The sequence below is a fragment of the Lactobacillus sp. M0393 genome (genome assembly GCF_016102025.1).
In the GTDB taxonomy this organism is placed as follows: domain Bacteria; phylum Bacillota; class Bacilli; order Lactobacillales; family Lactobacillaceae; genus Lactobacillus; species Lactobacillus melliventris.
Map to the genome: position 1 here is coordinate 78,835 of NZ_JACFPK010000007.1, position 25,551 is coordinate 104,385.

22 protein-coding genes are annotated in these 25,551 nt (G+C 36.8%); 15 read left to right on the top strand and 7 right to left on the bottom strand.

The window, feature by feature from the left end; translation table 11 throughout:
- Window positions 1–10: 10 nt before the first annotated feature.
- Together H3R29_RS07215 and H3R29_RS07220 are read right to left on the bottom strand one after the other, a co-directional pair.
- Window positions 11–2,356 carry an ABC transporter ATP-binding protein/permease gene (locus H3R29_RS07215; protein ID WP_198202916.1) on the bottom strand — a complete coding sequence of 782 codons (2,346 nt, stop codon included), beginning with the start codon at window positions 2,354–2,356 and terminating at the stop codon, window positions 11–13.
- Between the two features lie 86 nt (window positions 2,357–2,442).
- Window positions 2,443–3,534, bottom strand: a complete 1,092-nt coding sequence (locus H3R29_RS07220; RefSeq protein ID WP_370567392.1) for a YdcF family protein — start codon at window positions 3,532–3,534, stop codon at window positions 2,443–2,445.
- 227 nt (window positions 3,535–3,761) lie between these two features.
- Here H3R29_RS07220 and H3R29_RS07225 point away from each other — a divergent pair, with 227 nt between their 5' ends.
- Window positions 3,762–4,439 carry a CPBP family intramembrane glutamic endopeptidase gene (locus H3R29_RS07225; RefSeq protein ID WP_198202918.1) on the top strand — a complete coding sequence of 226 codons (678 nt, stop codon included), beginning with the start codon at window positions 3,762–3,764 and terminating at the stop codon, window positions 4,437–4,439.
- Between the two features lie 69 nt (window positions 4,440–4,508).
- Here the strand turns inward: H3R29_RS07225 and H3R29_RS07230 are convergent, their stop codons facing one another.
- From H3R29_RS07230 to cbpB, 3 genes are all read right to left on the bottom strand, one after another.
- Complete coding sequence (locus H3R29_RS07230) at window positions 4,509–6,389, bottom strand: heavy metal translocating P-type ATPase (RefSeq protein WP_187157028.1); 1,881 nt, start codon at window positions 6,387–6,389, stop codon at window positions 4,509–4,511.
- A 118-nt stretch (window positions 6,390–6,507) separates the two neighbouring features.
- A complete protein-coding gene (locus H3R29_RS07235) occupies window positions 6,508–7,080 on the bottom strand; it encodes a hypothetical protein (protein WP_198202919.1) in 573 nt (190 codons plus the stop codon).
- A gap of 283 nt (window positions 7,081–7,363) precedes the next feature.
- The gene (cbpB, locus tag H3R29_RS07240) at window positions 7,364–7,849 is read right to left on the bottom strand and encodes a cyclic-di-AMP-binding protein CbpB (RefSeq protein WP_122038201.1); all 486 of its coding nucleotides are present in this window, start codon (window positions 7,847–7,849) and stop codon (window positions 7,364–7,366) included.
- 568 nt (window positions 7,850–8,417) lie between these two features.
- Here cbpB and H3R29_RS07245 point away from each other — a divergent pair.
- The 8 genes from H3R29_RS07245 to H3R29_RS07280 all read left to right on the top strand — a co-directional run bounded on the left by H3R29_RS07245 (window position 8,418) and on the right by H3R29_RS07280 (window position 15,272).
- The gene (locus H3R29_RS07245; RefSeq protein WP_046325723.1) at window positions 8,418–8,738 is read left to right on the top strand and encodes a hypothetical protein; all 321 of its coding nucleotides are present in this window, start codon (window positions 8,418–8,420) and stop codon (window positions 8,736–8,738) included.
- Window positions 8,739–8,860: 122 nt separating this feature from the next.
- Entirely contained in the window at window positions 8,861–9,013 is a 153-nt protein-coding gene (locus H3R29_RS07250; RefSeq protein ID WP_046325722.1) for a teichoic acid D-Ala incorporation-associated protein DltX, read from the top strand.
- 13 nt (window positions 9,014–9,026) lie between these two features.
- Window positions 9,027–10,541 carry a D-alanine--poly(phosphoribitol) ligase subunit DltA gene (gene dltA, locus H3R29_RS07255; RefSeq protein ID WP_198202920.1) on the top strand — a complete coding sequence of 505 codons (1,515 nt, stop codon included), beginning with the start codon at window positions 9,027–9,029 and terminating at the stop codon, window positions 10,539–10,541.
- A complete protein-coding gene (dltB, locus tag H3R29_RS07260; protein ID WP_198202921.1) occupies window positions 10,541–11,785 on the top strand; it encodes a D-alanyl-lipoteichoic acid biosynthesis protein DltB in 1,245 nt (414 codons plus the stop codon). Before dltA ends, dltB begins: the two co-directional genes overlap by 1 nt.
- A 29-nt stretch (window positions 11,786–11,814) precedes the next feature.
- A complete protein-coding gene (gene dltC, locus H3R29_RS07265) occupies window positions 11,815–12,054 on the top strand; it encodes a D-alanine--poly(phosphoribitol) ligase subunit DltC (protein ID WP_046325719.1) in 240 nt (79 codons plus the stop codon).
- The gene (gene dltD, locus H3R29_RS07270) at window positions 12,047–13,354 is read left to right on the top strand and encodes a D-alanyl-lipoteichoic acid biosynthesis protein DltD (RefSeq protein WP_198202922.1); all 1,308 of its coding nucleotides are present in this window, start codon (window positions 12,047–12,049) and stop codon (window positions 13,352–13,354) included. Before dltC ends, dltD begins: the two co-directional genes overlap by 8 nt.
- A complete protein-coding gene (locus H3R29_RS07275; RefSeq protein WP_198202923.1) occupies window positions 13,354–14,328 on the top strand; it encodes a serine hydrolase domain-containing protein in 975 nt (324 codons plus the stop codon). Before dltD ends, H3R29_RS07275 begins: the two co-directional genes overlap by 1 nt.
- Window positions 14,329–14,564: 236 nt before the next feature.
- Window positions 14,565–15,272: a DUF975 family protein gene (locus H3R29_RS07280; protein ID WP_110446821.1), complete on the top strand. Its 708-nt coding sequence runs from the start codon at window positions 14,565–14,567 to the stop codon at window positions 15,270–15,272.
- Window positions 15,273–15,338: 66 nt separating this feature from the next.
- On the opposite strand, the gene H3R29_RS07285 is transcribed toward H3R29_RS07280, so the two are convergent.
- Complete coding sequence (locus H3R29_RS07285; protein ID WP_198202924.1) at window positions 15,339–15,572, bottom strand: hypothetical protein; 234 nt, start codon at window positions 15,570–15,572, stop codon at window positions 15,339–15,341.
- 148 nt (window positions 15,573–15,720) lie between these two features.
- Between H3R29_RS07285 and H3R29_RS07290 the strand changes: the two genes are divergently transcribed.
- From H3R29_RS07290 to H3R29_RS07310, 5 genes are all read left to right on the top strand, one after another.
- Window positions 15,721–17,016, top strand: a complete 1,296-nt coding sequence (locus tag H3R29_RS07290; RefSeq protein WP_122026723.1) for a PTS sugar transporter subunit IIC — start codon at window positions 15,721–15,723, stop codon at window positions 17,014–17,016.
- A gap of 3 nt (window positions 17,017–17,019) precedes the next feature.
- Entirely contained in the window at window positions 17,020–17,886 is an 867-nt protein-coding gene (locus H3R29_RS07295) for an alpha/beta hydrolase (protein WP_198202925.1), read from the top strand.
- A complete protein-coding gene (locus tag H3R29_RS07300) occupies window positions 17,886–20,417 on the top strand; it encodes an AAA family ATPase (RefSeq protein ID WP_198202926.1) in 2,532 nt (843 codons plus the stop codon). Before H3R29_RS07295 ends, H3R29_RS07300 begins: the two co-directional genes overlap by 1 nt.
- A gap of 205 nt (window positions 20,418–20,622) precedes the next feature.
- Window positions 20,623–22,719, top strand: a complete 2,097-nt coding sequence (locus H3R29_RS07305; RefSeq protein ID WP_198202927.1) for an ATP-dependent Clp protease ATP-binding subunit — start codon at window positions 20,623–20,625, stop codon at window positions 22,717–22,719.
- Window positions 22,720–23,025: 306 nt separating this feature from the next.
- Window positions 23,026–24,048 carry a branched-chain amino acid aminotransferase gene (locus tag H3R29_RS07310; protein ID WP_046325710.1) on the top strand — a complete coding sequence of 341 codons (1,023 nt, stop codon included), beginning with the start codon at window positions 23,026–23,028 and terminating at the stop codon, window positions 24,046–24,048.
- Between the two features lie 89 nt (window positions 24,049–24,137).
- Here H3R29_RS07310 and H3R29_RS07315 read toward each other — a convergent pair whose 3' ends face one another.
- A complete protein-coding gene (locus tag H3R29_RS07315; protein ID WP_198202928.1) occupies window positions 24,138–24,695 on the bottom strand; it encodes a TetR/AcrR family transcriptional regulator in 558 nt (185 codons plus the stop codon).
- 99 nt (window positions 24,696–24,794) lie between these two features.
- Between H3R29_RS07315 and H3R29_RS07320 the strand changes: the two genes are divergently transcribed.
- Entirely contained in the window at window positions 24,795–25,544 is a 750-nt protein-coding gene (locus H3R29_RS07320; protein WP_198202929.1) for a sulfite exporter TauE/SafE family protein, read from the top strand.
- Window positions 25,545–25,551: the final 7 nt, after the last annotated feature.

Below are 25,551 nucleotides of genomic sequence, written 5' to 3' on the forward strand. Positions count from 1 at the left end.
AATGCTGTTTCTATTCACTTCTTAGTGCAATTGCTGCATCTTTCTTAGCTGCCATCCGCGCTGGCAAGTGACCGCCAATCATAGTTAAAATGGTTGAAATAATGATTAATATCAGGGCATGAGTAGGGTTAAGCTGTGCTACATTGCTTAAGTCAGTAATGGAGTAAAGAAGACTATTAATAGGGAAGACCAGCAACCAAGCAATAAATACACCTAAAACGCCGGAAAAAACACCCAAAATAAATGTTTCGGCATCGAATACCCTGGTGATATCTTTTTTACGGGCACCCAGTGCCTTTAAGATTCCTATTTCTTTAGTTCTTTCTAAAACAGAAGTATAAGTTAAAATACCAATCATAATCATTGATGTGACTAAAGAGATTGCGGCAAAGGCAACTAAGACCGTAGTAATACCATTAAGCAAGCCGCCGGTCATCGAAGTAACAGCGCTTGACATATCAGTATAGATAATCTTATCTTTTTTCTTTTTACCACGATTCCAGTTATCTAAGTAATCAAGCACTTTATCTTTGGCATCAAAGTCATTGGGATAAATCATCATACTAGTCGGTATGGTGGAACCACCAATTGACTGTATCATTTGTTTCTTTTCCTGGGAATTCATACTTTGACCAGTCATGACATTTTGAGTAGTCTTTTTTTGTGCTTTTACTATCTCTGAAGCTTTATTTTTATTGATAATATTTTGTGTTAACTGGTCACTGTAGGCAATTCCTGCTGACAAAAGTGCCATAGAATTTTGGTCTTTTGGCCTGATGACGCCTACAATCCGCAGTTTGGTTTTGCTATTATCGTACATAGAATTACTGATTTTTTGCGGAATAAACATACCTGTCGGTAATTTCTGATAATAGTCGTTGTTGGCGACAATTTTGAAGGTTTTACCAACAAATTTGGGATACTTTATTTTTTGACCAGCTTTAACTTTGAAACCTAGGTTTTTAATAATATTAATATTTAGTTTGTTTTCATTATCTGTTACTAAGACTAAATCGGTAGCTTTATGCGGCCACGCTCCAGACAAAAGTTGATAATTTTCTTTCAGGAAATTACTTTTACCAGAATTAAGTGTAGTAGGAAATACTGATGAGCCTAACCCAGTAGCACTAATTGCTTGCATCCGCATCTGGGCAGCAGCTTGAGAACTGTCTGAACTAGCAGAAATGGGGGAGAATTGGACTCGCTTAATTTTATTATCGTTACGTGTTAGTAAATTTAAGTTAATTCCACGCTGATAGGAAATATTGTTAGCATAATCAGGATTTATTTTTTTAATGTAATTAACATACTTTTGACTAATTTTATTTTGATGAGTCGATTCTTGCAGTCTATCTTTTTCAACAGTTAAATAGCCCCGATTTTTGACATTCTTATCAGATTCGTTACGGTCTTCAATACTTGAAGCATCGGTGGCGGTTTGATTGATGGTAACGGGATATTTGGCTAGTGCCTTACTCATCGTTGTATCAATCTGCTTTTGAAAGCCGTTGGATAAGGCTAAAACAACTGCGATAGATATAATTCCGATACTTGACGCAAAGGCTGTCAAAGTTGTTCTGCCTTTTTTAGTCATAATATTGGTAAAACTTAACTTGATGGCGTTCCAATACGACATTTTTGTCCGTTTCAGCTTAAAAGTATCTTTTTCTTTTTCCGGATTAAAAGGATTGGAATCATTTAAAATTTTACCATCCTGAAAGTTGACGATTCGGGTGGCATATTCCTGAGCTAAATTAGGATTATGTGTAACCATAACTACTAAGCGGTCTTTTGACAGCTTTTTAATCAGCTTCATGATTTGCTCAGATGTTTCAGTGTCAAGAGCACCGGTCGGTTCGTCGCACAGTAAGATATCAGGATCATTGGCTAAAGCGCGTGCAATTGCGACACGCTGCATTTGACCACCAGATAGTTGATTGGGGTTTTTAGAAATATGGTCCTTTAAGCCAACTTGGGTTAAAGCGTCTACTGCTCGCTTATGACGCTCAGAAGCAGAAACTCCGGATAAATTCATGCCCAATTCGACATTAGCAATAATTGATAAATGCGAAATTAAGTTATAGTTTTGGAAAACAAAGCCGACAGAATTATTTCTGTAGGCGTCCCAGTCTGTTTCCTTAAAATTTTTAGTGGATTTACCGTTAATAATTAAGTCTCCACTATCATAACGATCAAGTCCACCAATGACATTTAATAACGTGGTTTTACCAGATCCACTAGGACCCAAAATTGCCACAAATTCTTGGTTACGAAATGATATGGAAACACCATCAAGTGCATGCGTAACCGTATCACCGACATGATATGACTTGCGTAAATCTTTTAATTGTAACATGTCTTTTTCTCTTTCTTTTTAATAATTAATTAATAACAGATAGTTTAACATTAATGAAAGAGCAAAGCCAAAAGAAGATGACTATTTTAATGAATAAGTCCAGTTAAATCAAATAAAGCATAAATAATGAAGAATAATACAATTAATAGAATGGCAATAATATGCCGTTTCTTGTTTAAAAGTAAAACTGCAGCAAATTCACGCACGATTGCATTGGGCAGAAAGTAAAAACGAGTATAACAGCCTACACCATTGGCATTAAGCCCAGCGGCTTTAGCATAAAGGGAAGCCCTAAAAATGTGATAATTATTACTGAAAAATTTTGCTCTGTAATTTTTACTGCAAAAATCTTTTGCGGCCACTTCAGCTGAAAATTTCATGTTTTGGTAGGTGTTCTTGGAATTATCTTCTAGTAATATATCATTAGGCTCGATTCCACGAGCGATTGCGTATTCAGTCATTGCCTGTGCTTCAGCAACTTTTTCGTCTCCACCTTTACCACCGGACATGATAAACTTAGGCTTTTTTCTTCCCTTAGTGACCTGCTTTTGAGCATACTCAATTGCACGATTGATGCGACTAGCTAAAAGTGGTGTAACTGTTTCACCCTGTGACAGCCCAGCGCCCAAAACAATTAAGTAGTCTTGGTTATACTGTCTGGGGACAATTTGATAAAAAGTCAAATTTACTAAAAAGTTATAGGCAACAAAAAGCAGATAATCGAAAACAGCTGTTGGCGCATATAATAGTATTCTGATCCAAGACGGCATATTTTTAAACGGACCAATTAGTGCAATTAACCACACGACAATTATCCCGATACCAATAAAGAGTGTTAATAAGTTTGATAGTGTGTGACTTTCGCGTTTCCAGACAATATATGCATTCCACAAGAAAAACAGCCAGGAAAAGGCAGCCATCAGAGTAATTGCGGCTACAAATAAAACTACTAGAATTTCATAAGTTAAAATGAGCGGCCTTAAGCTCGTAGATAGAATCATTACTGTAAGCCAAACACCGAAGGTTAACAAAAAAACTGTGAAAAGAATACCATTAAGTAATCTCCGAGGTTCTTTTAACCAGGAAACCAAAAAAACAGTGAGTGTTGCCAACATAATAAGTGAAAGAATTATAAAAGATCGGTTCTGGTTTAGAATCTCAAAAAATCTAATCATAATAACCTGCCTTTGCTCTAGAGATAAGTCTATTATAATAAATATGTTTAAAAAGTCCTAGTAAATTAAAGTATGCTAAAATAAGAAAGTTATTTCCCAGGAAATAATTACCGGCCTTATTATGATATCTGAGCCATAACATCAAATAAAGACTGGTTATATTGATACTGAGATACTAGATAAATTAGTTATGGCTTTGCTTTTATTTTGGTCAGAAAGGAGCTTAGTGAATGAAAAAGTTTTTCTATTTTCTAGGAAATCTAATTACAATAGTGCTTGCTTTTATACTTTATACGATTGTACAACAGTTTTATTTTTATCCTTACAAGTTAAGAAAATCATTGGGCTTAGGAAATATTCCTTTTGTGGTGCTGACTGCCATAATTACAATCATAGCTTTGCTATTAGTATTTTACTTTTATTGCCTGCAGTTAAGGCGTAGTAACGAGCAAAATTATAATAGTAAACCACACTGGCAGATTAGAAAAGTATTGCTCTCTCTTTTAGGGGCAATAATGCTCATTTTTGTCAGTGCAACTATTCAATTGGCTCTAGGCTTTAATACGGAGCAAACTTCTACTAATCAAAATCTTCTTGACCAAATTTCTTATCAGGCAGGTTATTTTTTCCCCGTAATGGTTATAATTGTGGGACCAATATTTGAGGAAATTATTTTTCGCGGACTATTCTTTAATACTTTTTTCAATAAAAACACAAGTAGTAACAAATGGTTGGGCATACTTTTAAGTGGACTTATTTTTGGTTATGCTCATGATCCCGGACTAACCAAATATTTGCTCGTTTATTGGGCCTTAGGTTGTGTATTAGCATGGGTTTACACTACTAGCAAGGATTTACGCTATTCGATTTTATCCCATATGATTTTTAATTCCTTAGGATTCCTATAAATAAAGCCTGATAAATTACGTCTCGTCTAAAACGCTGATTTATCAGGCTTTTTTAAATAGGAAAATTTCTTAATTAGTAGTTTTACTGATTCCTGTTTGTTCTGGGTTTGTAGGCGTAGTTTTAGCTAAAAGCGCCAAACTAATTGAAATCATATCTACTACTTCCTGTAAAATGGCACCCCAAAAAGCGGGAATAGCACCGGTAAAGGCAATTAATTCAATTATAATTACTATTGTGATAGCTGTTAATACATCAATATTAGCGACTTTCATCGTATGCTTAGAAATAGCTACGGCATCGTTAATTTTAGATAAATCATTTACCATAATAATAGCATCTGCACTTTCGCTGGCTGCCGAGGCTCCCTTGGCTCCCATTGCAATGCCAACATCAGCAGCAGATAGACTAGGTGCGTCATTAATTCCGTCACCAGTCATCACAACTGGTCGATTTTCTTTCTTTACATTTTTAATCGCAGCTATTTTTTCTGCTGGTAATAATTCATAGCGAATATCTTTTACATTAAGTGCTTCGCCAATTTTAGTTGCAACGTCTTTATGATCTCCTGTCAACATCATAATATGAGCATTGCTTTGGCGCCGTAAGCGCTTAATAGTCTGCGCACTTTCAGGCCTAACTTGGTCTTTAAATGTAATATAGCCAGCGTATTTATTATCGATTGAGATATAAATAGCTGTAGCATTGGTTTCCTGCACTTTTTGCGAATTATCTTCTGGTTTAATGTAGCTCAGCTTGCCCACTTTGACTAAATGGTTTTCAACGATTCCGCTAACGCCTTGACCAGTTGATTCTTTAATTTGTGTAGCGGGTTTTAAGAGTTTGTTATCCGCTACCCTAACTAGTGAATTGGCAATAATATGGCTTGATTGTTGTTCGACACTAGTGGCGTAGCTTTGCAGAGTTTCCGCACTATAACTGCTATTATCAGCGGGAATGATTTCATCAATTACCAGTTGATTTTCCGTTAAAGTACCAGTTTTATCAAAGGCAAAAGTTTTAGCTGATGCTAGTTTCTCTAAAGTAGGACCAGATTTGACAATAATATGGTGTTTAGACATGGAACTCATGCCAGATACCAATGCCACAGGTGCTGCTATTAATAATGGGCAGGGCGAAGCAACAACCATAACTTCTGCGAAATTAATTGGATTACCGGAATGAATCCAAGCGGCGATTCCTATTACCAAGGAAATAATAGTGAAAGGAACAGCATAGCGATCAGCCATTTTGACAAATTTAGCCGGTTGCGCTTGCGAAGATTTAACTAATGAAACGATAGTTTGATATTCTGAATCACTGGCTTTTTTAGTAACAGCCATTTCAACAGCAACATTGCCATTAATTGAACCGGACATTAATTGATCCCCGGGGTTTTTGGCAACTGGCACCGACTCACCGGTTAAAGAAGATTGATCAAAACTGGATTCACCTTTAATAACTTTCCCATCTACAGGTACCTGTTCACCAGGCTTAATTAGAATGTGATCGCCAATTGTTAATTGTTCTACATTTACCGATATAATTTTTTGATTACTGATTTTGTTGGCAATAGTAGGAGAATTATTTAAAAGTGAACGAAGTTCTTTATCCGCTTGACCAGTGGCGTAATCTTCTAAAGCTTGCCCGCCAGTCATCATCACTAGAATCATCCATTCAGCCCAAATGTCACCAATTAGAATAGTAGAAACGACTGCTATTACAGCTAAAATATCAACGCCGTAACGTCCCGATTTAAAGTCGCCAACTATTTCAGTGATCAAGGAATATGCCATTATAATACCGACTAAATCCATTAAAATAGTTTGGATCGGGAACTGCAGACTTCCCAGTTGAAAAAGACTTTTTGTTTTTAAGCCAAACTGACAAATAAGAGCTATTATTCCGATAGCTAAAACACAAAAAAACTTCCATTGACGTTTAAAACTCATGCATTATGCCTCCTACAAAAAGAAATATAATTATATTTTAGCACTAATTTAGACTTATTCTAAATTAGTGCTAAATTTTAGGTAAAAAAAAGACCAGTCATCTGACTGCTCCTTTTAATTAGTGCTTTTTTAACTTAATGATCTTATTTGCTTGATTTTCCGCTTTAATTGACTTGGATGTAGTTTTTGTTGTGTTTTTTTTAACTTTAAAAGCCTTGTATTCATCTTTAGCTGGATGAATGTGGAAAATTTTAGTCCGTCCTAATGAGTCAATCAAATCGGAGGAAGACATTGTAATAAAGTCATTATTATCACCATAATCATCAGTTTCTGCAAAATACTGGTTAATCTTCGCAATTCCCTTTTCTGAAAAGTGTTCTTCTTTGGCTAAATCAAGGAGAAGAGCGTGTAAGCGCGAAGCGGACACCAATTCATGCTGCAAAATTATAAAAATCCACGAAAAATTGGAATCTATTGATTTAAGCCGCTTATTTATTTTATCTTTGTAAAAAGCATCAGTAATTTTAGCAGCATCGTCCATACTATCTGGACTCTCTGTTAAATTTTTTAGTTGAGAAACCAACTCAGCTTTGTCTTTTAGTGATAGCTCTTGATCATTTGGGTAAGTCCAATTTTTTATAATTGCGCTTATCAAAAATGTCAATTGCGCAGAAATTGTTTTACTTGCCATATTAGTGCTCTTCTTTTCTAATTATTCAAGAAATATCTATTAATTTTTAATAACTAATTTAGCAAAGCGTTATTTAATTTTTTTAAGATTAAAGATGTTAATATTGTAATTTCGTATATGTTTAAAAAATAACACAAAATTAAAATCGAATTTTTACATTGTATTAACTAAATAGCTGGATTACCAAATAAAACCTAGATTTCCCTAGCTAATTATATTATAGCTTAATTTGAAATAAAGTACACTAAAAATGTAATAAATAATTATAAATTTACAGTATATCTCATAATTGCTTATTTTTAGTAATAGGAGTAACTTTATATTCCTTTTCAAAGTTGTGCGCTATGTAATTAAATGCTTTAATCCATTCGCGTCTTGTCAATAGTCCTTGAAAAACGCCATAGTCATCAACAACGGGTAAAAAGGCATTGTCAACTAGTAAATGAAGTTGCGTTTCCAGGGTAGTTTGCACAAAATTGATTTTGTCAAACTTGGTTTGCATGACATCACGCACTTTTAATTGATTTAATGGTTCAAGAGAAATGTCGTCCGTTTCCATCATTTTATCTGTAATCATTGCTAAGCTCAGTAGGCCAACAACGCGGCTTTGGCGGTCAAGGACTGGAATTTTTGAGTATTTTACGCGAGTCAAGATCATAAAGGCGTGGTACAAAGGATTGTCGTCTTCGACAAATGCAATACGGGAAGCAGGGATAATGAATGAACCTGATTTTTCTTCCAGTAAGTGTTTTATTGTGGGTGAGAACATTAAATATAAACCTCTCATATTAATAAGTAATAAATAACTAAATTAATCCTATAACAAAGAAAAAAGGCTCGCAAGGTGTGCGAGCCTGTTAGTTTTCATCTACTTTGAAGGAGTAAGAATGAATGAAATAAAAAAGTGGGAGTATGTAGTAAGCATTGCTACTGCTTACTACATTTAAAATGATATCTCTAAATTATGAAGTTAAGGTAGAAAATCTCTTATAAAAGAGTAAAGAATTTCTTTAGAACTGTTTAAGAGTATAGAAAAACTCACGTAACGCACGTGAGTCGAAAGGGATAGATATGAAAATGACCTGTAAAGTCATTTCGGTTTTTTCATTATTATACTTGGAGGAGTATGAATGAAAAACAAAAAGTTGAGTATGATATAAAAAAGATCTATATCTTTCTTATATCACAATTATAGTATAACTATAAAATGTGAAAAAAGTATGACGAAAATGGCAAAATACAAATTTTGGTTGCTACAAAATTGTTTGTTACAAAACTCATTGTTATAATTAGGTTTACTTTATTTGAAAGGGATAATTGAGATTTTAAGGAGAAAAATGGGTAGACAAGATTATCGTAAAAAAATCACTTTCTGGTTACGCTTTTCTGGGTGGCTTTGTTTACTTCCGGCAAGCGTCTGGCTGCGACTATACCAATTAATTGGTCAAGGCGCATTGGCATACACGATTTTAGGGGAACTAATTTTTACAGTTTTATTTGCTGCTTATATTTTAACTACAGCAGAGAGTGAGCGCTGGTTAAAGCCAACTAATCTTTTTATCTTATTAGTAATTACTATACTATTTGGTTCATTCATAATTTTAATTCCGCTTTGTTTTGCTTATAATGATTGTCGCAAGCTAAACGACGAACGATAAACGGTTGAAATGGGAAAATATTTAAATTTGGTAAAAATTTGAGGTGGATTTTTGGGTGACAAAACTTTAGTAGTACTATATTCGATAGTACATTTTATTAATATTGAGAAAGATATGAAATTATGGCTAAAAAAGAGAAAAATGATTCACGTGGAAAACGTATTGGGAAGTTCATTTTAACGACAGTTATCTATTGTGTCATTTTAATGGTGTTGATTTATTTATATCAATATAGTGGGCTGACTTCTGTTCACTTTATTTATAACGAATTTTAAGCTGGTACAAATCATGATTGAAAATGTAATTAAAAAAATTGATAAAGTTGCCCAAAAAGAACCTGAGCGCATTGCCTATGACTATTTAGGTCAAACTAATACCTACGGTGATCTCAAAAAACGCTCAGATGAATGGGCTCATAAAATTACTGGTTTAGGACTTTCAGCGCAAAGTCCCGTTATGGTCTGGGGCGGTCAGGACTTTGAAATGGTTGCCAGCTTCTTGGGCTGTGTTAAATCAGGTCATGCATATATCCCCATTGCCAGTTACTCTAATGCAGAACGGATAGTCATGATTCAAGAAGTTTCTCAGTCTGAAGCAATTTTAGCAATTGATGATCTGCCTGAAATTGACTTACCACCTATTAAGGTTGTACATCCTCAAGATGTAGAAAAGGGAAATTATGAACCCGATCCTGCCAACTTTGTCCAAGGTGATGATAACTTTTACATTATTTTTACTTCAGGCACCAGTGGGAAACCTAAAGGCGTGCAGATTAGTCATAATAACCTGCTTAGCTTTATTAACTGGGAAATGACGGACTTTGATCTGCCCGAGCATCCCGCATTTTTGTCACAAGCACCGTATTCATTTGATCTTTCAGTGATGAGTCTTTATCCAGCTTTAGTTGGAGCAGGAAAGTTAGTGGCTTTGCCGCATGAAGTAACACAAAATTTTGCTCAATTATTTCAGACTCTGCCTCAATTACAATTTAATGTTTGGGTTTCAACCCCGTCATTTGCGCAAATGTGTTTTTTGGATAAAACTTTTACTGCTGCTCATCACCCAAGCTTGTCGCACTTTTTGTTCTGTGGTGAAGAATTGCCCCACAATGAAGTAGTAATGCTAAAAAAGAAATTTCCTCAGGCACGCATTTTTAACACCTATGGACCTACCGAAACAACAGTTGCAGTCACTCAAGTAGAAATTACAGATGCAGTTTTAAAGAAATATGACCGCTTGCCAATTGGCAAGGTTAAAGCGGACACCAAAATCACTATTGACAAAACTAAGGGAGATCAGCCTGATGAAGGTGAAATTATTATTACTGGCCCAAGTACATCTAAAGGCTATATGAATAATCCAGAGAAGACTGCTAAGGCTTTCTTTAAAAAACCGGGTGACCAATATCTCAGTCATCGTTCAGGCGACGAAGGCTTCTTTGACCAGGATATGCTCTTTTATCGCGGGCGGATTGACTTCCAGATCAAATTTAACGGCTACCGTATTGAACTGGAAGAAATCAACCATTATATCGGTATGAATAAACTGGTTGATCATGGTGTAGCCGCACCTAAATATAATCAAGATCATACGGTTAAGCAAATTGTTGCCGAAATTAAGCTGAAAGATGGCGTTAAAGAACAATATTCCGAAGCAGAAATTACCAAAATGATTCGGGATGATTTAGCTAAAGATCTGATGCCATACATGATTCCGCAACGTTATGTTTACCGTGAAACATTACCAGTCTCCCAAAATGGCAAAGTTGATATTAAGGCCGTCATTAAGGAGGTCAACGAATAGTGAACTTTAACTTCATTAACTTACAGCCTTATTCCAATCCGCATTACTTTGTGTATTTGATGATTGGTTTAATTCCCATTATTATCGGGCTGTATTGGGGTCACCGCTTCAAAATCTATGAAGTTGTGTTCTCTTTAGTTTTTTTATTTCTCATTTTTGATGCGGAAAAGTGGCAACAGGGCGTTAGCCTGACCATCTATATTCTGTTTCAGCTCCTGGTTTCCTATGGCTATCTCTATTATCGCAGGCGTAAAAATAGTCAGAATAAAACCTGGGTCTTTTACCTAGCGGTGATTTTAGCAATTGTGCCCCTGGTTTTAGTGAAAGTGCAGACTGCTTTCCCGCAAGCTAAAATTCCGGGGGTCTTGGCCTTTCTGGGTATTTCCTATCTTACGTTCAAGACCGTTCAGGTTGTGATGGAAGTGCGCGATGGCGCTATTAAAGAACTTAATCTGGGAACGTATTTGCGCTTTCTCTTGTTCTTTCCCACCATTTCTTCCGGACCAATTGATCGCTACCGCAGATTTGCCAAAGAATGTGACACGGTGCCAAAGCGTGAGCAATATTTAAACGATTTAGAGCTGGCAACCCGCTATTTATTTCAAGGATTCTTATATAAATTTGTTCTGGGCTGGTTCTTTGGTACCTACTGGCTGCCTCGAATTACCAGGAATGCCTTAATTGCGGGTACCGCCAATGGCGGTTTGAAACTGTCGTGGTGGGTAGTGGCTTATATGTACTGCTACAGCATGTATTTGTTCTTTGACTTTGCCGGCTATTCTTTATTTGCCGTGTCAATTTCCTACTTTATGGGTATTCACACCCCAATGAACTTTAATAAGCCGTTTATTTCACAAAATATTAAAGAATTCTGGAACCGCTGGCACATGACTTTGTCCTTTTGGTTCCGGGACTACATCTATATGCGGTTTACCTTCTTTGCCATGAAGAAAAAGCTGTTCAAGAATCCGGTCAGACTATCTCAAGCAGCTTATCTGTTATTATTCTTAGTGATGGGCTTCTGGCATGGACTAACCTGGTATTATATTGTTTATGGGTTGTTTCATGCTGTGGCCATCATCATCAATGATTGCTGGCTGCGGTTTAAGAAGAAGCACAAAGACAAATTGCCATCTAATAAATACACAAAATGGCTGGCAATTTTTGTAACTTTTAATGTAGTGTGTTTTAGTTTCCTGATATTCTCAGGTTTTCTCAGTCAATTATGGTTTGGCTGGAAGTAAGCAAGAATTTTATCTAAGGAGTTTTGATTATGGATACCAAAAAAGAAGTTTTAGCAATTTTACAAGATTTAACTGGTGAAGATTTAGCAGACAGAATGGATGAAAATATTTTTGCCAACGGTTTAATGGATTCAATGGCTAGTGTCCAAATGTTGTTAAATTTACAGGAAAAATTCCAAATTGATGTACCAGTTTCTGAATTTGATAGAAACGAATGGGATACGCCTAATAAAATTGTGGCAAAGGTGGAAAATTTAGAAAATGAGTAACAAACGCCGGCTGTGGCAGATATTTGGCCCAGTGCTCTGCGCCGCCATCTTGTTACTGGTCATCTTTTTACTGCCGTGGGAACGAACTTTTTCGCAAGGTGCTATTTATCAAGCTGCTAATTCCCAGACTACGACCATTTTTAAAGGCTCTTTAATGAAACAGGATGCCTTTAAAGATGACTATGTGCCTTTTTATGGCTCAAGTGAACTGTCACGGCTTGACCCGCTGCACCCCAGTGTAATTGCGCAAAAATATCACCGCAATTACCGGCCGTTTTTATTAGGTGGGCCAGGTAGCCAATCTTTGGCACACTTCTTAGAGATGCAGGGCACATCAAAACAGCTTAAGGGCAAAAAAGCCGTGGTGATTGTTTCACCGCAATGGTTTACCAAGAAAGGGCAAAATCCTGATGCCTTCGCACTGTATTATTCACCGCTGCAAGCCTGCAATTTTCTCTTAAACAGCAAGAAAACCAATGTAACTAACCGCTATGCGGCTAAACGTTTCTTGCAGATGCCAGAAGTAAAAGGCGTTATTAAGCTGGGAATGAAAAGAGTTGCCCGCGGGGAAAAGCTGACCGGTTTTCAGCGTTTCTACTTGGAGAACCAGCGGCGCATACTTAACAATGAAGACAAGTTCTTTAGTACCTTTCAATTACGTGACCGGATCAAAAGGATCAATAAGCAGGCTAAACTTTTGCCGGCTACTTATTCAGTCAAGGCCTTAGACCAAGTGGCAAGTGAGCAGGCTGAACTTAACACTAATTCGAATAGCTTTGGTATTAATAACCGCTTTTTTAAGCGGCGCTTGAATAAACGCTTATTGGTTAAATTGAAGGGCAGTCAGCGCCACTTTAACTACACTAAATCAGTAGAATACAGTGATTTTGAGCTGATGCTGCACCAGTTTGCCAAACAGCATACCAATGTGCTATTCATTATCCCGCCGATCAATGAAAAGTGGTCTAATTATACGGGCTTGTCACAAACGATGTATCAAAAGGCCGTTTCCAAGATTAAGTACCAGCTGGCCAGCCAGGGCTTTGATAACGTTACCGATTTGTCTAAGCGCGGCGGTGAACAGTACTTCATGGAAGATACGATTCACCTAGGTTGGCGCGGTTGGGTAGCAGTCGACCGGGCAGTAAAACCGTTTATGGCGCAAGCAAATGTGCCGCATAACTATAATATTCATAACTATTTTTATAGTAAAAAGTGGCAAAAAAAGCCGTACCAGATTAGTTTAACAGATGAAAATCCGGTAAATGGCACTGCAAAAGAATCTTTAAAAGGAAAATAGTGCGCCAGCAAATTGATGCTCTCAGAATAAAGGGCTCAATTCTAGTCATTAAAAATGACAAAATAATGCTTAACTATGCTTTAGGCAATAACACTGACACTAGTTATCTAATTAATTCAGTACAAAAATCAATGACCGCCGCAATTATCATGCACCTGGTGCAGGAGGGCAAGTTAAGTCTGCAGGATAAATTAAGTAAATTTTATCCGCAAATTGCTGGGGCAAAGAAGGTTAGGCTGAAGAACCTGCTGGCAATGACCGCTGGTCTTGATCTTAAATCAGGGGCAAGACTGGGACAAAAACATTTTGTTTCGGATCAAGATAATATCCAACATGATGCTGCTAACACTGTTTTTGAGCCCGCCTTGTTAAATAAGTGGCATTATAGCTCGTTAAATTATGTTTACTTGTGCGGAATTATGAGTAAAATAACGGGCCAAAGCTATGAGCAGTTATTCCGCGATACCTATGTCAGACCATTAAAGTTGAGACAAACAGAATTTTTGTGGTCAAAGCCAGGCAAAATTATTGCCAGTCATTTAGTACCAGGCATGATTTATCGCAAAGGCCGCTATGATGTAGTTAAGCATCAAGCAGCCCTCAGGGATGCTCATAGTGAGTTAGGCGCAGGGTCAGTAGTAATGTCAAATCATGATTTGGCTAAAGTAATACGGTATCTGCTGACTGGTAGTTTACTAACCCGCAGGAGTCGCAAATTGCTTTACCAAGCGGCTCCTCCGGCCTATTATAATGGTGGCTTTTATAACAATATTAAGCTGAAAACCAAAACGGCTAATGGAGCCGGACAAGGTTATTATACTTTCATGCGTAGCACTGATAATGCCAAAACCATTCTGATTATTCAGTCTAATAAAACGCGTGAAGGTCGATTTGGCCAACTAAAAGGGCAAATAAATCAAATTATGTTGGAACTGCTTGGCCGTAAGGCTTACAGTGCAAATATAATTGGCTAAAACTTGTTTTTTGGTTAATTGCATGCTAAAATTCTGTTGTGTCGCCATAGGGAAGTAATCATTTTCTCCGGTAGCGAAAATGTAAATTTCTATATGTGGTCAGTAGTGGTGACACAAACACTGTGTGAGCTTAGTTCCGATGTTGGTGGAACTAGGCTTTTTTTGTCTTTTCTTTGCGATGTACCATTATATGAGAGTAAAATGTAATTAGTATATACTAGATAAGGAGATAAGTTATGAACAGAGCAGAACTGAAACTAGAAGCTAGAAATCAGCTTCGTCATAACTGGGGCTGGGCAGTTAGTATTGGTATCGTAATGACGCTATTTGTCGGCTTCTTTTTTGCTAGACCAGCAGTAAGTGGTTCACTTAAGACTGCGAATAATGTAAATGATGTTATGGGAACCGGCTCAATTGATTCACTGTTTAAGCCAGCGTTTTGGGCAGGACAAATAGGACCTGATACAGGTTTAACTTTTATTGGCAGCTTTTTCATGTTGAGCATGGTGATAACATTTTTACATTTTGCTCGCGGAGAAAGGTTAAGCTTTTTTAAGGGAATTTTTTCTGTTTTTACTGATGGTCGCTTTATTCCGGAATTTTTGAACTTTCTTTTTAGCTATATTTTTCAATTTTTATGGACTTTATTATTATTCATTCCTGGGATAATCAAATCCTATTCTTATGCTATGACACCATATATTGTTAATGATTTAGTGGAAAGTGGACAAGAGGTGCATGCCACAACAGCAATTACTGCAAGTCGCCAGTTAATGGCTGGTCATAAGTGGGAATTGTTCGTGCTTGATTTAAGCTTTATTGGCTGGTACCTATTGTGTATTATTACTTTAGGTATTGGGTTTATTTGGCTGATTCCTTATGAACGCACAACCAAAGCTAATTTTTATCGGCAATTGGCCGGAGAGCGGTATTTAAAAAAGTAAATTGGTAACAAACAAAAAGAGCAGGACAATAACTGTCTTGCTCTTTTTGTTTTGCTTTAAGAAAGTTTAGTATTTATTTAAATCCTCAATACTTTCCTGAAACCATTTTCCCGCATATTCAGAAGTAAAATCATCTGTTTTTTTAAGCGCATCTTTGATTTGGCTGGAACTTAAATGATCTAATAGGTACAGTTTTAATGCCTTATTAATTAGGGCATTAAAATCTGTATCATTGGTTTCTAAGTATTTATCAGTCAGTTTTGCCACTCTGTCAGTTAATTCGATTTTCTTTCTGCTCATGTTCTCGCCTCTTAAAATACAAGTTCATTATACCATTTTATTCACAACTAATAATAAAAAAGATAATGGGTAACAAAAATGGCTTGCATTAAAAAAATAGAGTATTATTTTATTTTAAATATAATAATTAAAATAAAGGTTTGAAATAATGACAGAATGTACAATCAATTTTATAGCTCGCCTGCAGGAATTTTCTTTTTTTCGAGCCACAAGACGGACAATGGCGATGCTAATGCCAATTGCTGTAGTTGGCTCCTATTTTAAACTTTTAGGTGATTTGATCTTTACACCTAACGGGTTAATCTATAATATTTTCAATTTGGATAAAGTTTTATCAGATCACATTTGGTATGGCGGTTCTTTTGTGTGCCGGGGAATGGTAGAAATTACTTTTGGGGTTTTTGGCGTTTATGCCAGTTATTTTATGGCTCGTTACACCGCACGCCTTTACCATAAAGATTCAACTATGGCAGGTCTAACAGCAGTTTTGATAATGCTTTTCTGCTCATATGCTTCCAGTAGTGGACGCAATGCTCGTATGCCTTTTACCGCCAGTTTATTACAAATTAATGCTGTTTTTATTGCCTTAATTGTAGGATACTGTGTGGGCCAAATATTTCATTTATTAGGAAAGGACTTTTCTTACGTTGAATATGAGGGCACAAAAGTAATTCAAAAAAGAGCAGGGGATGCCGTTTTACCAAGCGCTGTTTCATTATTATTGGGTGTCTTTTTAGGTATTTTAATTTATGAACTACAGCTTAAATTACTTAATTCCGCCAGTTTTACTGAAATTGTTAGCAGGGTTCAGACTACTAATAATTTTGGCGAAGTGCTGTTATTGACAGCCGTAATTACTTTTTTTGATTGGCTTGGAATTGGTTATCCGTTGCGCTCCTTAGCGGGAATAGTAAATAACGCCTTTACTGCAGAGAATTTAACATATACATTAAAACACGGTAATTCTTGGAATGTGCCATATAAATATCTGGGCAGCTCACTTATTAACAGTTACGGCATAATGGGCGGTGCCAGTGTTGTTTTGGCTGTTATTGTGTTACTGCTTAGCAGAAGAGATAACAGGGAAAACGAAATAAATGCTAAAATTAACTTGTTGCCTGCTGCTTTTGGTTCAAGACTAGGATTTACAGTTGGCTTACCTTTAATGTTAAATCCTGTTTTTATCTTACCGAGCATTTTAATTCCTCTGATTAATATGACAATAGCCGTGGCAGCTATTAGTTTACACATTATCCCAGTTTGCGTTTACCAGAATTTAAAAGGGACTCCGGGACTATTGGTTTCCTTTTTTGGCACTAACGGCAATTGGGCAACACTAATTTTTACATTATTGTTGTTTTTATTAGATATCTTTTTATTGCTACCTGTAATTAAGATAAATGAAAAAGTTGAATTAAGAATTAAAAAGCAGGAGATGAAATAGCAGATGCAAAAAAATCCTAACTATAAATGGTTGCTCCTGATTATTATTATTTTAATTATGCTTGCTGTTCCCAGCTTCTTTTGGATGAAAAAAGATAATAAATCACGAGCAGAACTCAGTAAATCGCTTCTCTCGCCTGTAATTATGGTCCCGGGTTCAAGTGCTACCACCGAGCGCTTTAACCAGTTAATTGATGAACTTAATAAAACGACACTTAATAGGCATAGCGTAATAAAAATTAGAGTTTCACGTGAAGCAAAATTGACTTACAGTGGCTCTATAGGAAAAAATGACTTGGAGCCCTTTATTATTATTGGTTTTGATAACAATAAAGACGGCTATTCCAATATTAAAAAACAAGCTAAGTGGCTAAATGTTGCATTTGAGTCGTTAATCCAAAATTATAAGTTCAATAATTTTAAGGCATTTGGTCATTCTAACGGTGGTTTAATTTGGACTTACTGGCTGGAGCACTATTATTCTGAGTATTCAAATGATATCAAAATTAAGAAATTAATGACTTTAGGTACGCCATATAATTTTACTGAAAATAACATTAATAATAGAACACAAATGCTGGCTGATTTTATTAAAAAGCGTTCAGCACTACCAACCAATCTAAAAGTTTATTCTCTTTCTGGCGGTAAAAATTACGAATCTGATGGCATCGTACCTGAATCAAGTGTAGCTGCAGGTAAATTTATTTTTCAAAATCAAGTAAAAAACTATACTGCAATAACAGTCACGGGTGAAAAGGCAGATCACTCTGATTTGCCGCAAAACAAACAAGTAATTCAGGCCATAAGACAGTACTTATTAAAGAAGCCAGAAAAGCCATTAAAACCGGCTAAAAGAAAGGGCAATCATTAATGAAATATCAAAAACAGCCGACCAAAATTGAAGTAATTGGTGGTAAAGTTAATAACTTAAAAAACATCAACGTTGATATTCCCCTGCATAAATTTGTGGCGATATCGGGGTTAAGTGGATCTGGCAAATCAAGTTTAGCGATGGGAATCTTGTACTCAGAGGGTGCAAGACGCTATCTTGATTCCTTGGCAGCTTATACCAGAAGACGTATTAGTCAAGTTGGTCGTGCAGAGGTTGACGAAGTAAAACATATTCCTTCAGCTTTAGCTCTAAGACAAAGGCCAGCTGTGCCCGGAGTTCGTTCCACGGTAGGTACAATTACAGAAGTTTTTAACATCTTACGGTTGATTTTTTCCCGTTTAGGTTCACCTGTATGCCCCAACGGTCACCGAGTACCAGCAACGATTAAAATAGCTGAAGCAATGGATCTAACGGGGGCAGCTATGGGACGATTAACTTGTCCTACATGCGGGAGACAATTTTATGCTTTTAGTGCAGAAGACTTTGCGTTTAATTCTGATGGTGCGTGTCAAAAATGTCAGGGATTGGGAACAGTTGAAGAAATTGATGATAGCAAAATCATTGCAGATGAGAATTTATCTCTTGAAAATGGAGCAGTGGCAACTTGGCAAATTCCCGGACGAAATTGGATGTGGCGTATTGCCCGGGAACTAGGGGTACGGACAGATATTCCATATAAAGAGCTGAATGCTAAAGAAAAAGAAATTGTACTTCATGGAAAAGAGCGGAAAGTCCCGATTGATTTGCCAACTTCAACTGGTCGCGTATATCATCTAGATGCGCTATATGAGAATGCTTATAATGCGGTAGCTAATTCGCGCAAAACTACTAAGTCTGAACGCGGACTGCAAAGAATTAACTCCTTTTATAAATTCAGTACCTGTCCCCGCTGCCAAGGCTATCGCATTGATCCAAGTCGCTGGCAGCAGTTAGTTGCTGGAAAAAGTATTGTTGCAGCTGAACAATTAACTTTGGGTGAACTGAGCCACTATATGAGTGAGATTTTAGCTTCCCTGCCGCAAGATATGCAGGAATTGGCGGAAAATTTAACTGGTGAATTGATGCATCAAGTCAAGCCCCTGCTAAAATTAGGCTTAGACTATCTGAGCTTAGATAGACAGGCTGCCAGTCTGTCTACGGGGGAACTGCAACGAATTCAGCTTGGTAGAACTTTGCGTACGGAAACCACTGGGGTGCTTTACGTTTTAGATGAACCATCTGTTGGTTTGCACCCTGATAATGTGGCTGGACTGATTGATATATTTCATGAACTGGTTAATCAAGGAAACTCTTTAGTTGTAGTTGATCATGAAACTGCAATCATTAAGGCAGCCGATTGGGTAATTGAAATTGGTCCTGGTTCAGGCAGCCGGGGTGGTGAGATTATTTCCCAGGGAATACCTAGTGAGATCGAGCAAAGTGAACAGTCTCTAATTGGTCCTTACTTAACTGGTAAGGCACCACTCCTAGTTCGTCACAGGGCAAAAACTGACCAAATTTTTAAACACGGTAAGGTTGAATTTGATGTTACTGAACGTTTTAATTTAAAGAATATTCACGCGCAAATTCCACTCAATCGCTTAACTTCCGTTACCGGCTTTTCTGGCGCGGGTAAGACTACCCTAATTCTCGATTCCCTCATTCCTGCACTTAAAGCACAAAAAAATCTTAAAAATGGTCCTGATTGGGTAAAAAATTTAAAAAATGATGCTATTAAAAATGTAATTAGTGTTGACTCTACACCTGTTGGTAAAAATCAACGTTCGACTGTTGCAACTTATACTGATATTATGGATAATTTGCGTAAACTCTTTGCTAAACAGCCATTAGCAAAAAAATTAAAATACCGTGCGTCACATTTTTCTTACAATAACAAAGTGGGTGCCTGTCCGGCATGCAACGGAACCGGTGTAATTTCACTTGACATCCAATATCTACCAGACATGGTTGAAACATGTTCTGTATGTGGCGGTCACCGTTTTAACCAAGAAGTTTTACAAGTAAAATGGCATAACTTAAGTATTGCGGATGTCTTGGATTATTCCGTTGATGATGCGCTGGATAAAGAACTTTTTAAAAATGAACCAAAAATCAATAAAACAATTACAACTTTGCATGATATGGGTCTAGGATATTTGCACTTGGGAGAATCTACTCCAGCTTTATCAGGAGGAGAAGCACAACGCTTGAAACTAACCAGTCATATCCATCAAAGACAAAATGGGACACTATTTGTTTTTGATGAACCGACCGTTGGCTTACATCCACAAGATGTCAGAACCCTTTTGCATGTTTTTCAAAGATTACTTGAGCAAAAAGGAACGATTATTACAATCACACACGATTTGGATATTATGGCAAACAGTGATTATATGATTGATATGGGACTAAAAGGTGGGCTGCAAGGCGGAAAAATTATTGCAAGTGGATCGCCTGTGGATATCTCTCGAAAATCTAATAGTTTAACTGGCAAATATTTGCGAAAACAATTTAAATTGTATCAAAAATAGCAGCAAAAAGTCTTTAAAAGAAGTACAAAAGCTTTTATATTAAGGCTTTTTTTGTTTGTGGAAAAGACGGAAAATCTGTGGAAAAGTTAATCATAATTATTGCTTTCTGTGGATAACCTGCTATAATATTATATGTAAGTAATTAGCAGTCGAATGCAACGAGTGCTAATTACAAATTTATAACCTATCAAAGGGGTGTTTGCATATGGCATATTTTGATAACGATTTTGACGATTTATTTAACGAACTAAACAATTCATTCTTTAACAATACTAACGACAACGGTGGTGCTATTCCTATTCATTACTCCAGTAGTATGAATATTTCTCCGCAAGATTTGAATCAAGGTGGGCAAATGGGACAAAAACAAGGTCAAAAACCAATCGGTGTTGATCTGGTTGAACAAGCTAAGAAGAATAAGTACGATCCTGTAATTGGGCGTGATGAACAAATTCAGGAAGTAATTGAAATTTTAAGTCGGCGCAAGAAGAATAATCCAGTATTAATTGGACCTGCCGGGGTTGGTAAAACAGCCATTGTAGAGGGCTTGGCACAAAAGATTGCTGCAGGCGATGTTCCTGATAAAATGAAGGACAAGCATATTATTGCAATTAATATTAATGATATGGTTGCAGGATCAAGCTTGCGTGGCAGTTTTGAAGAGCGCCTTAAGAAAGTGATTGACGAAGCAAAAAAGAATCCGAATATTATTTTATTTATTGATGAATTACATAATATAGTTGGTGCGGGTTCTACTGATTCTGAAAATAATAACGGTGATGCCGCTAATATTTTAAAACCGGCTTTAGCAAGTGGCGATTTAAACTTAATTGGTGCAACGACTACAAGTGAGTACCGCAGAATTGAAAATGATGCGGCACTAGCACGTAGATTCCAACCGGTACAAGTTCCTGAACCATCAGCTGAAGTTACCGTTAAAATCTTGGAAGGACTAAAAGATAAATATGAATCCTTCCATCACGTAAAATATAATGACAGTGCTTTGAAACTCGCAGTTGAATTATCGCAGCGTTATATTCAGGGACGTTATTTACCTGACAAGGCCATTGACTTAATGGATGAGGCAGGTGCTAAAAAGGGTCTTGATACAATTCCCAGCGATGAAGCAACTTTAAAGAAACGGATTAAAAAGCTTGAAAGTGAGAAAGAAGCTGCTGCCAAAAAAGAAGATTATAGTAGAGCAAGCGAGTTGAAAAAGCAAATTGAAGACTTGCGTGATAAGGCTAATCACGTGGATGACGCTGCCACTCCATATGTTACTGACGAAGATATCTACGCTTTAATCGAAGCTAAGACTAAGATTCCAATGAGTGAGTTGCATGCAAGTGCAGGACAAAAGAATCTTGATCTGGCAGAGAAATTAAAGAAAGTAGTTATTGATCAGGATAATGCTGTTGACGTCATTACAGATGCGATTGCCCGTAAACAAGTTTTCAAAGACAATGATCGTCCTACTGGTACGTTCTTGCTAACAGGACCTACTGGCGTAGGTAAGACGGAATTAGCTAAACAATTAGCCATTCAACTATTTGGTGGTGAAAATCATCTTATTAGATTGGATATGTCTGAATATCAAGATCAGATGGCAGTTAATAAATTGATCGGTTCGGCACCGGGCTATGTTGGTTATGGTGAAGGTGGCCAATTAACTGAAAAAGTTCGTCATCAACCATACAGTTTGATTTTGTTTGATGAAATTGAAAAAGCTAACCCACAAGTATTCAATGCCTTGCTTCAGATCATGGACGATGGGCGCTTAACTGATGCTCAGGGCAGAACAGTTTCCTTTAAGGACACAATTTTAATCATGACTTCTAATGCAGGCTACTCTGACCAATTATTAAAAGACAGCAAAGTTGATCATGATAAATTGATTAAAGCTCTTGAGACCTACTTCAGACCAGAATTTTTGAATAGACTTGATGCTATTGTTCCGTTTAATTCATTGACCAAAGATGATATGAATAAGATCATTGATATCTATTTGAATAAAATGGCACATGTTTTGGCCAAAAAAGGTGTTAAGGTTGAAGTCTCTGATGAAGCTAAAGCCTACTTAGCAGACAAAGGATATGATAAGAAATTTGGTGCAAGACCTTTGCGTAGAGTCGTTGAACAAGATTTGGAAACGCCAATTGCCAAATTATTAATGAAGGAGCCTGACACTAAAGAAGTTAAGTTTACAGCAGATGATAAGCATGTATACCTAAATGATGCCGCAATTTTGGACATTTCGGCAAAAACTGATACTGAAACTAAAGATAGTGCAAAGCAAGACTAATTTTAAAAACGAGAGTCATCCTATGAAAGTGATGTAAGCCCTGAAATAAGTTAAATTTGGGGAGTAATATCACAATGAAGGGATGACTCTTTTTTTGGATATATTCGTTTCACGTGAAACCAGATGTACATACAAAAATACATTTTTGTTTTATTATTAGAAATTCATATTATTTTATTGGAAAATAGAAAAGTTTTACTATTGACAATAAAAAGAAATTAGTTTAAATTAGTTAACAATTAAATTAATATTAAAAGCTAAAAAGAAATTTTTAGCTTATGTAGTTTTTTATAGGGGACAGTTCAAATGAAACAACGAGTAGAAGACCTAGATTGGAAAAATCTGGGATTTAAGTATCGAGATCTGCCTTATCGCTATGAGGCAAAATATAAAGATGGTGAATGGCAGGAAGGAAAACTGACTGAAGATTCAACCATGACATTTTCTGAAGGTGCAGAAGTCCTGCACTATGGTCAGGAGATTTTTGAGGGCTTAAAGGCCTATCGTAGAAAAGACGGTAAAATCAACCTGTTTAGACCTGATCAAAATGCACACCGCTTTACCCTTTCAGCAAAGCGGTTAGCCATGCCGCCTTTCCCTGAAGATAGGTTTGTTGCTGCAGTAAAGCAAGTTGTTAAGGCTAACGAAGAGTTTGTACCACCATATGACAGTGGTGCGACCCTGTATTTACGGCCACTTATGGTGGGAACATCAAAAGTTTTAGGTGTTGAAGCAGCCAGCGAATATACTTTCCGCATTTTTGCGGTTCCAGTTGGCGCATATATTAAAGGATTGAACCCTGCAGATTACATTGTTAGTGAATACGACCGTGCCGCATATGCCGGTACTGGTCAAGCAAAGACATCAGGTAACTATGCCAGCAGCTTGCTTCCGTCCGTTGAAGCACACAAGAACGGCTTTGCCGATTGTCTTTACTTGGATCCACGTGAACATAAATATATTGATGAATTTGGTGGTGCTAACTTCTACGGCATTACCCAAGAAGGTCAATTTGTCACACCAAAATCACAATCGATTTTGGTTTCTATTACTAAGCGCTCACTTTTGGAAGTCGCTAAGTGGCAAGGCCTAAACCCGGTTGAACGTCAAATCACTTTGGAAGAAGCGTTCAACATGAAAGAAGCTGGTGCGATGGGTACAGCTGCTGTAATTTCACCCGTAGGTTCAATTACCTATAAGGGTGAGAAGCACGTTATATACAGTGAAACAGAAACTGGACCGGTAACGACTAAGCTTTATAATGAATTAGTTGATATTCAGTACGGTAATAAAAAAGGCCCAGAGGGCTGGGTCCAAACAGTAGAATAAGTTTAAATATCGGGAACACAAAAGCGAGGCTTATGCCTCGCTTTTTTTATTGCTATAGTATTGAAGTAAAAGTTTAATTATGAAAATCTTTATTCTTCAATCTTATTTAGACTATTCTCCAGCAATTTGCGAAAACTTTTATCGGCTGGTATCGATTTATCCGCAAACCAACCAGTTCCAACGTTGACAATATCTCCTATTGCTAAATCTCTAATGCACCTGCTTGCCAGTAATTGCTTTTTAGGATCAGTAAACTCAGTTGCTATCATTTGATTAAAGATAGATTTAAGTTCATTAAAAGCTGCGTTAGTTTCAGGAAACATATTGGTACGCGGCATTTTCAAAACAAATTGTGCTAAATGAAAATGATTAAGCGCTATTTGGCGAAATTCCATTGCAAAATCAATAATTGCTGTCATGCCGGCTTTACCAAATAAGTTTCGTCGCAGCTGATCAGTCATTAAACTAATTATCCGAGCAACTATAGCATAATTTAGCGCTAACTGATTAGGAAAGTAGTTATATAAAGCCTGTGATTGAGTACCAAGTTCTCTGGCAATGGTCGCAAAATTATTTTCTTTTTTGTTTTCAATTAATTTAATACTGGTTTTTATAATTAATTCTTTAGATAAAATTTGACGTGGCATACTAAACTTCCTATTTGCTTGACTTTTACAACTTGTAAATTATAATTACATATTGTAACTATAACACAAGATATGGCAAAAATTAAGAGGTCAAGCATTATGAAAATTTTTTTATTAGGATTAATAGGGTTAGTAATAGGAACCTTTGTTATTCTTTTTGGTGGCGGCGGCGCAGCCATCTACCTGGCAATTTTGACCGGTTTGTTTGGCTTAAATGCGGCAACAGCTTCTTCAACTTCACTAGTGACTGCTTTACCTTCATTAATTATCGGAGCAATTAGTTATTACCACCAAAGACAAATTAATACTAAAGTGGGTAATCAAATGTTACTCACGGCAATTCCAGCTGTAATAATCGGGGCACTGGTCTCAAAATATATTCCCGCTAAAATTTATAAGTGGCTAATAGGAATTGTCTTAGTAGTGCTTGGCATTAATATGTTATTTAAGAAAAAAGCACAAACCGTAGAAACAGTTAAGAAAACGCAGTTTGCCAGAATGGAAGCTGGAATTTATGGTATTTTGGGCGGCTTAATGGTTGGCGTAGCCGGCATGAGCGGTGGTGCTGTTATTATCGGTGGTTTATTTTTGCTGGGGTTACAAGATTTTCAAGCTACTGCAACTTCAACTTACGTTTTAGTTTTTATGACCATTACGGGCGCAATCTTTCATATTGCTGACGGCCGGGTAGACTGGACTGCTGGCTTGCCCTTGATGATTGGCGCTATATTAGGTGCAATAATTGCACCAAGACTAGCCCAGATTTTAGCTAAAACTAAAATTACTCGTTACATGAAACCTACAATCAGTATTTTGCTTATATTATTAGGGGCTAAGTCATTGCTTTAGCTAATAT

Coding starts and splice junctions, on each gene's coding strand:
- H3R29_RS07215 (WP_198202916.1), bottom strand. CDS start 2,356: ATGTTACAATTAAAAGATTTACGCAAGTCATATCATGTCGGTGATACG.
- H3R29_RS07225 (WP_198202918.1), top strand. CDS start 3,762: ATGAAAAAGTTTTTCTATTTTCTAGGAAATCTAATTACAATAGTGCTT.
- H3R29_RS07230 (WP_187157028.1), bottom strand. CDS start 6,389: ATGAGTTTTAAACGTCAATGGAAGTTTTTTTGTGTTTTAGCTATCGGA.
- H3R29_RS07235 (WP_198202919.1), bottom strand. CDS start 7,080: ATGGCAAGTAAAACAATTTCTGCGCAATTGACATTTTTGATAAGCGCA.
- cbpB (WP_122038201.1), bottom strand. CDS start 7,849: ATGTTCTCACCCACAATAAAACACTTACTGGAAGAAAAATCAGGTTCA.
- H3R29_RS07245 (WP_046325723.1), top strand. CDS start 8,418: ATGGGTAGACAAGATTATCGTAAAAAAATCACTTTCTGGTTACGCTTT.
- H3R29_RS07250 (WP_046325722.1), top strand. CDS start 8,861: ATGGCTAAAAAAGAGAAAAATGATTCACGTGGAAAACGTATTGGGAAG.
- dltA (WP_198202920.1), top strand. CDS start 9,027: ATGATTGAAAATGTAATTAAAAAAATTGATAAAGTTGCCCAAAAAGAA.
- dltC (WP_046325719.1), top strand. CDS start 11,815: ATGGATACCAAAAAAGAAGTTTTAGCAATTTTACAAGATTTAACTGGT.
- dltD (WP_198202922.1), top strand. CDS start 12,047: ATGAGTAACAAACGCCGGCTGTGGCAGATATTTGGCCCAGTGCTCTGC.
- H3R29_RS07280 (WP_110446821.1), top strand. CDS start 14,565: ATGAACAGAGCAGAACTGAAACTAGAAGCTAGAAATCAGCTTCGTCAT.
- H3R29_RS07285 (WP_198202924.1), bottom strand. CDS start 15,572: ATGAGCAGAAAGAAAATCGAATTAACTGACAGAGTGGCAAAACTGACT.
- H3R29_RS07290 (WP_122026723.1), top strand. CDS start 15,721: ATGACAGAATGTACAATCAATTTTATAGCTCGCCTGCAGGAATTTTCT.
- H3R29_RS07295 (WP_198202925.1), top strand. CDS start 17,020: ATGCAAAAAAATCCTAACTATAAATGGTTGCTCCTGATTATTATTATT.
- H3R29_RS07300 (WP_198202926.1), top strand. CDS start 17,886: ATGAAATATCAAAAACAGCCGACCAAAATTGAAGTAATTGGTGGTAAA.
- H3R29_RS07305 (WP_198202927.1), top strand. CDS start 20,623: ATGGCATATTTTGATAACGATTTTGACGATTTATTTAACGAACTAAAC.
- H3R29_RS07310 (WP_046325710.1), top strand. CDS start 23,026: ATGAAACAACGAGTAGAAGACCTAGATTGGAAAAATCTGGGATTTAAG.
- H3R29_RS07315 (WP_198202928.1), bottom strand. CDS start 24,695: ATGCCACGTCAAATTTTATCTAAAGAATTAATTATAAAAACCAGTATT.
- H3R29_RS07320 (WP_198202929.1), top strand. CDS start 24,795: ATGAAAATTTTTTTATTAGGATTAATAGGGTTAGTAATAGGAACCTTT.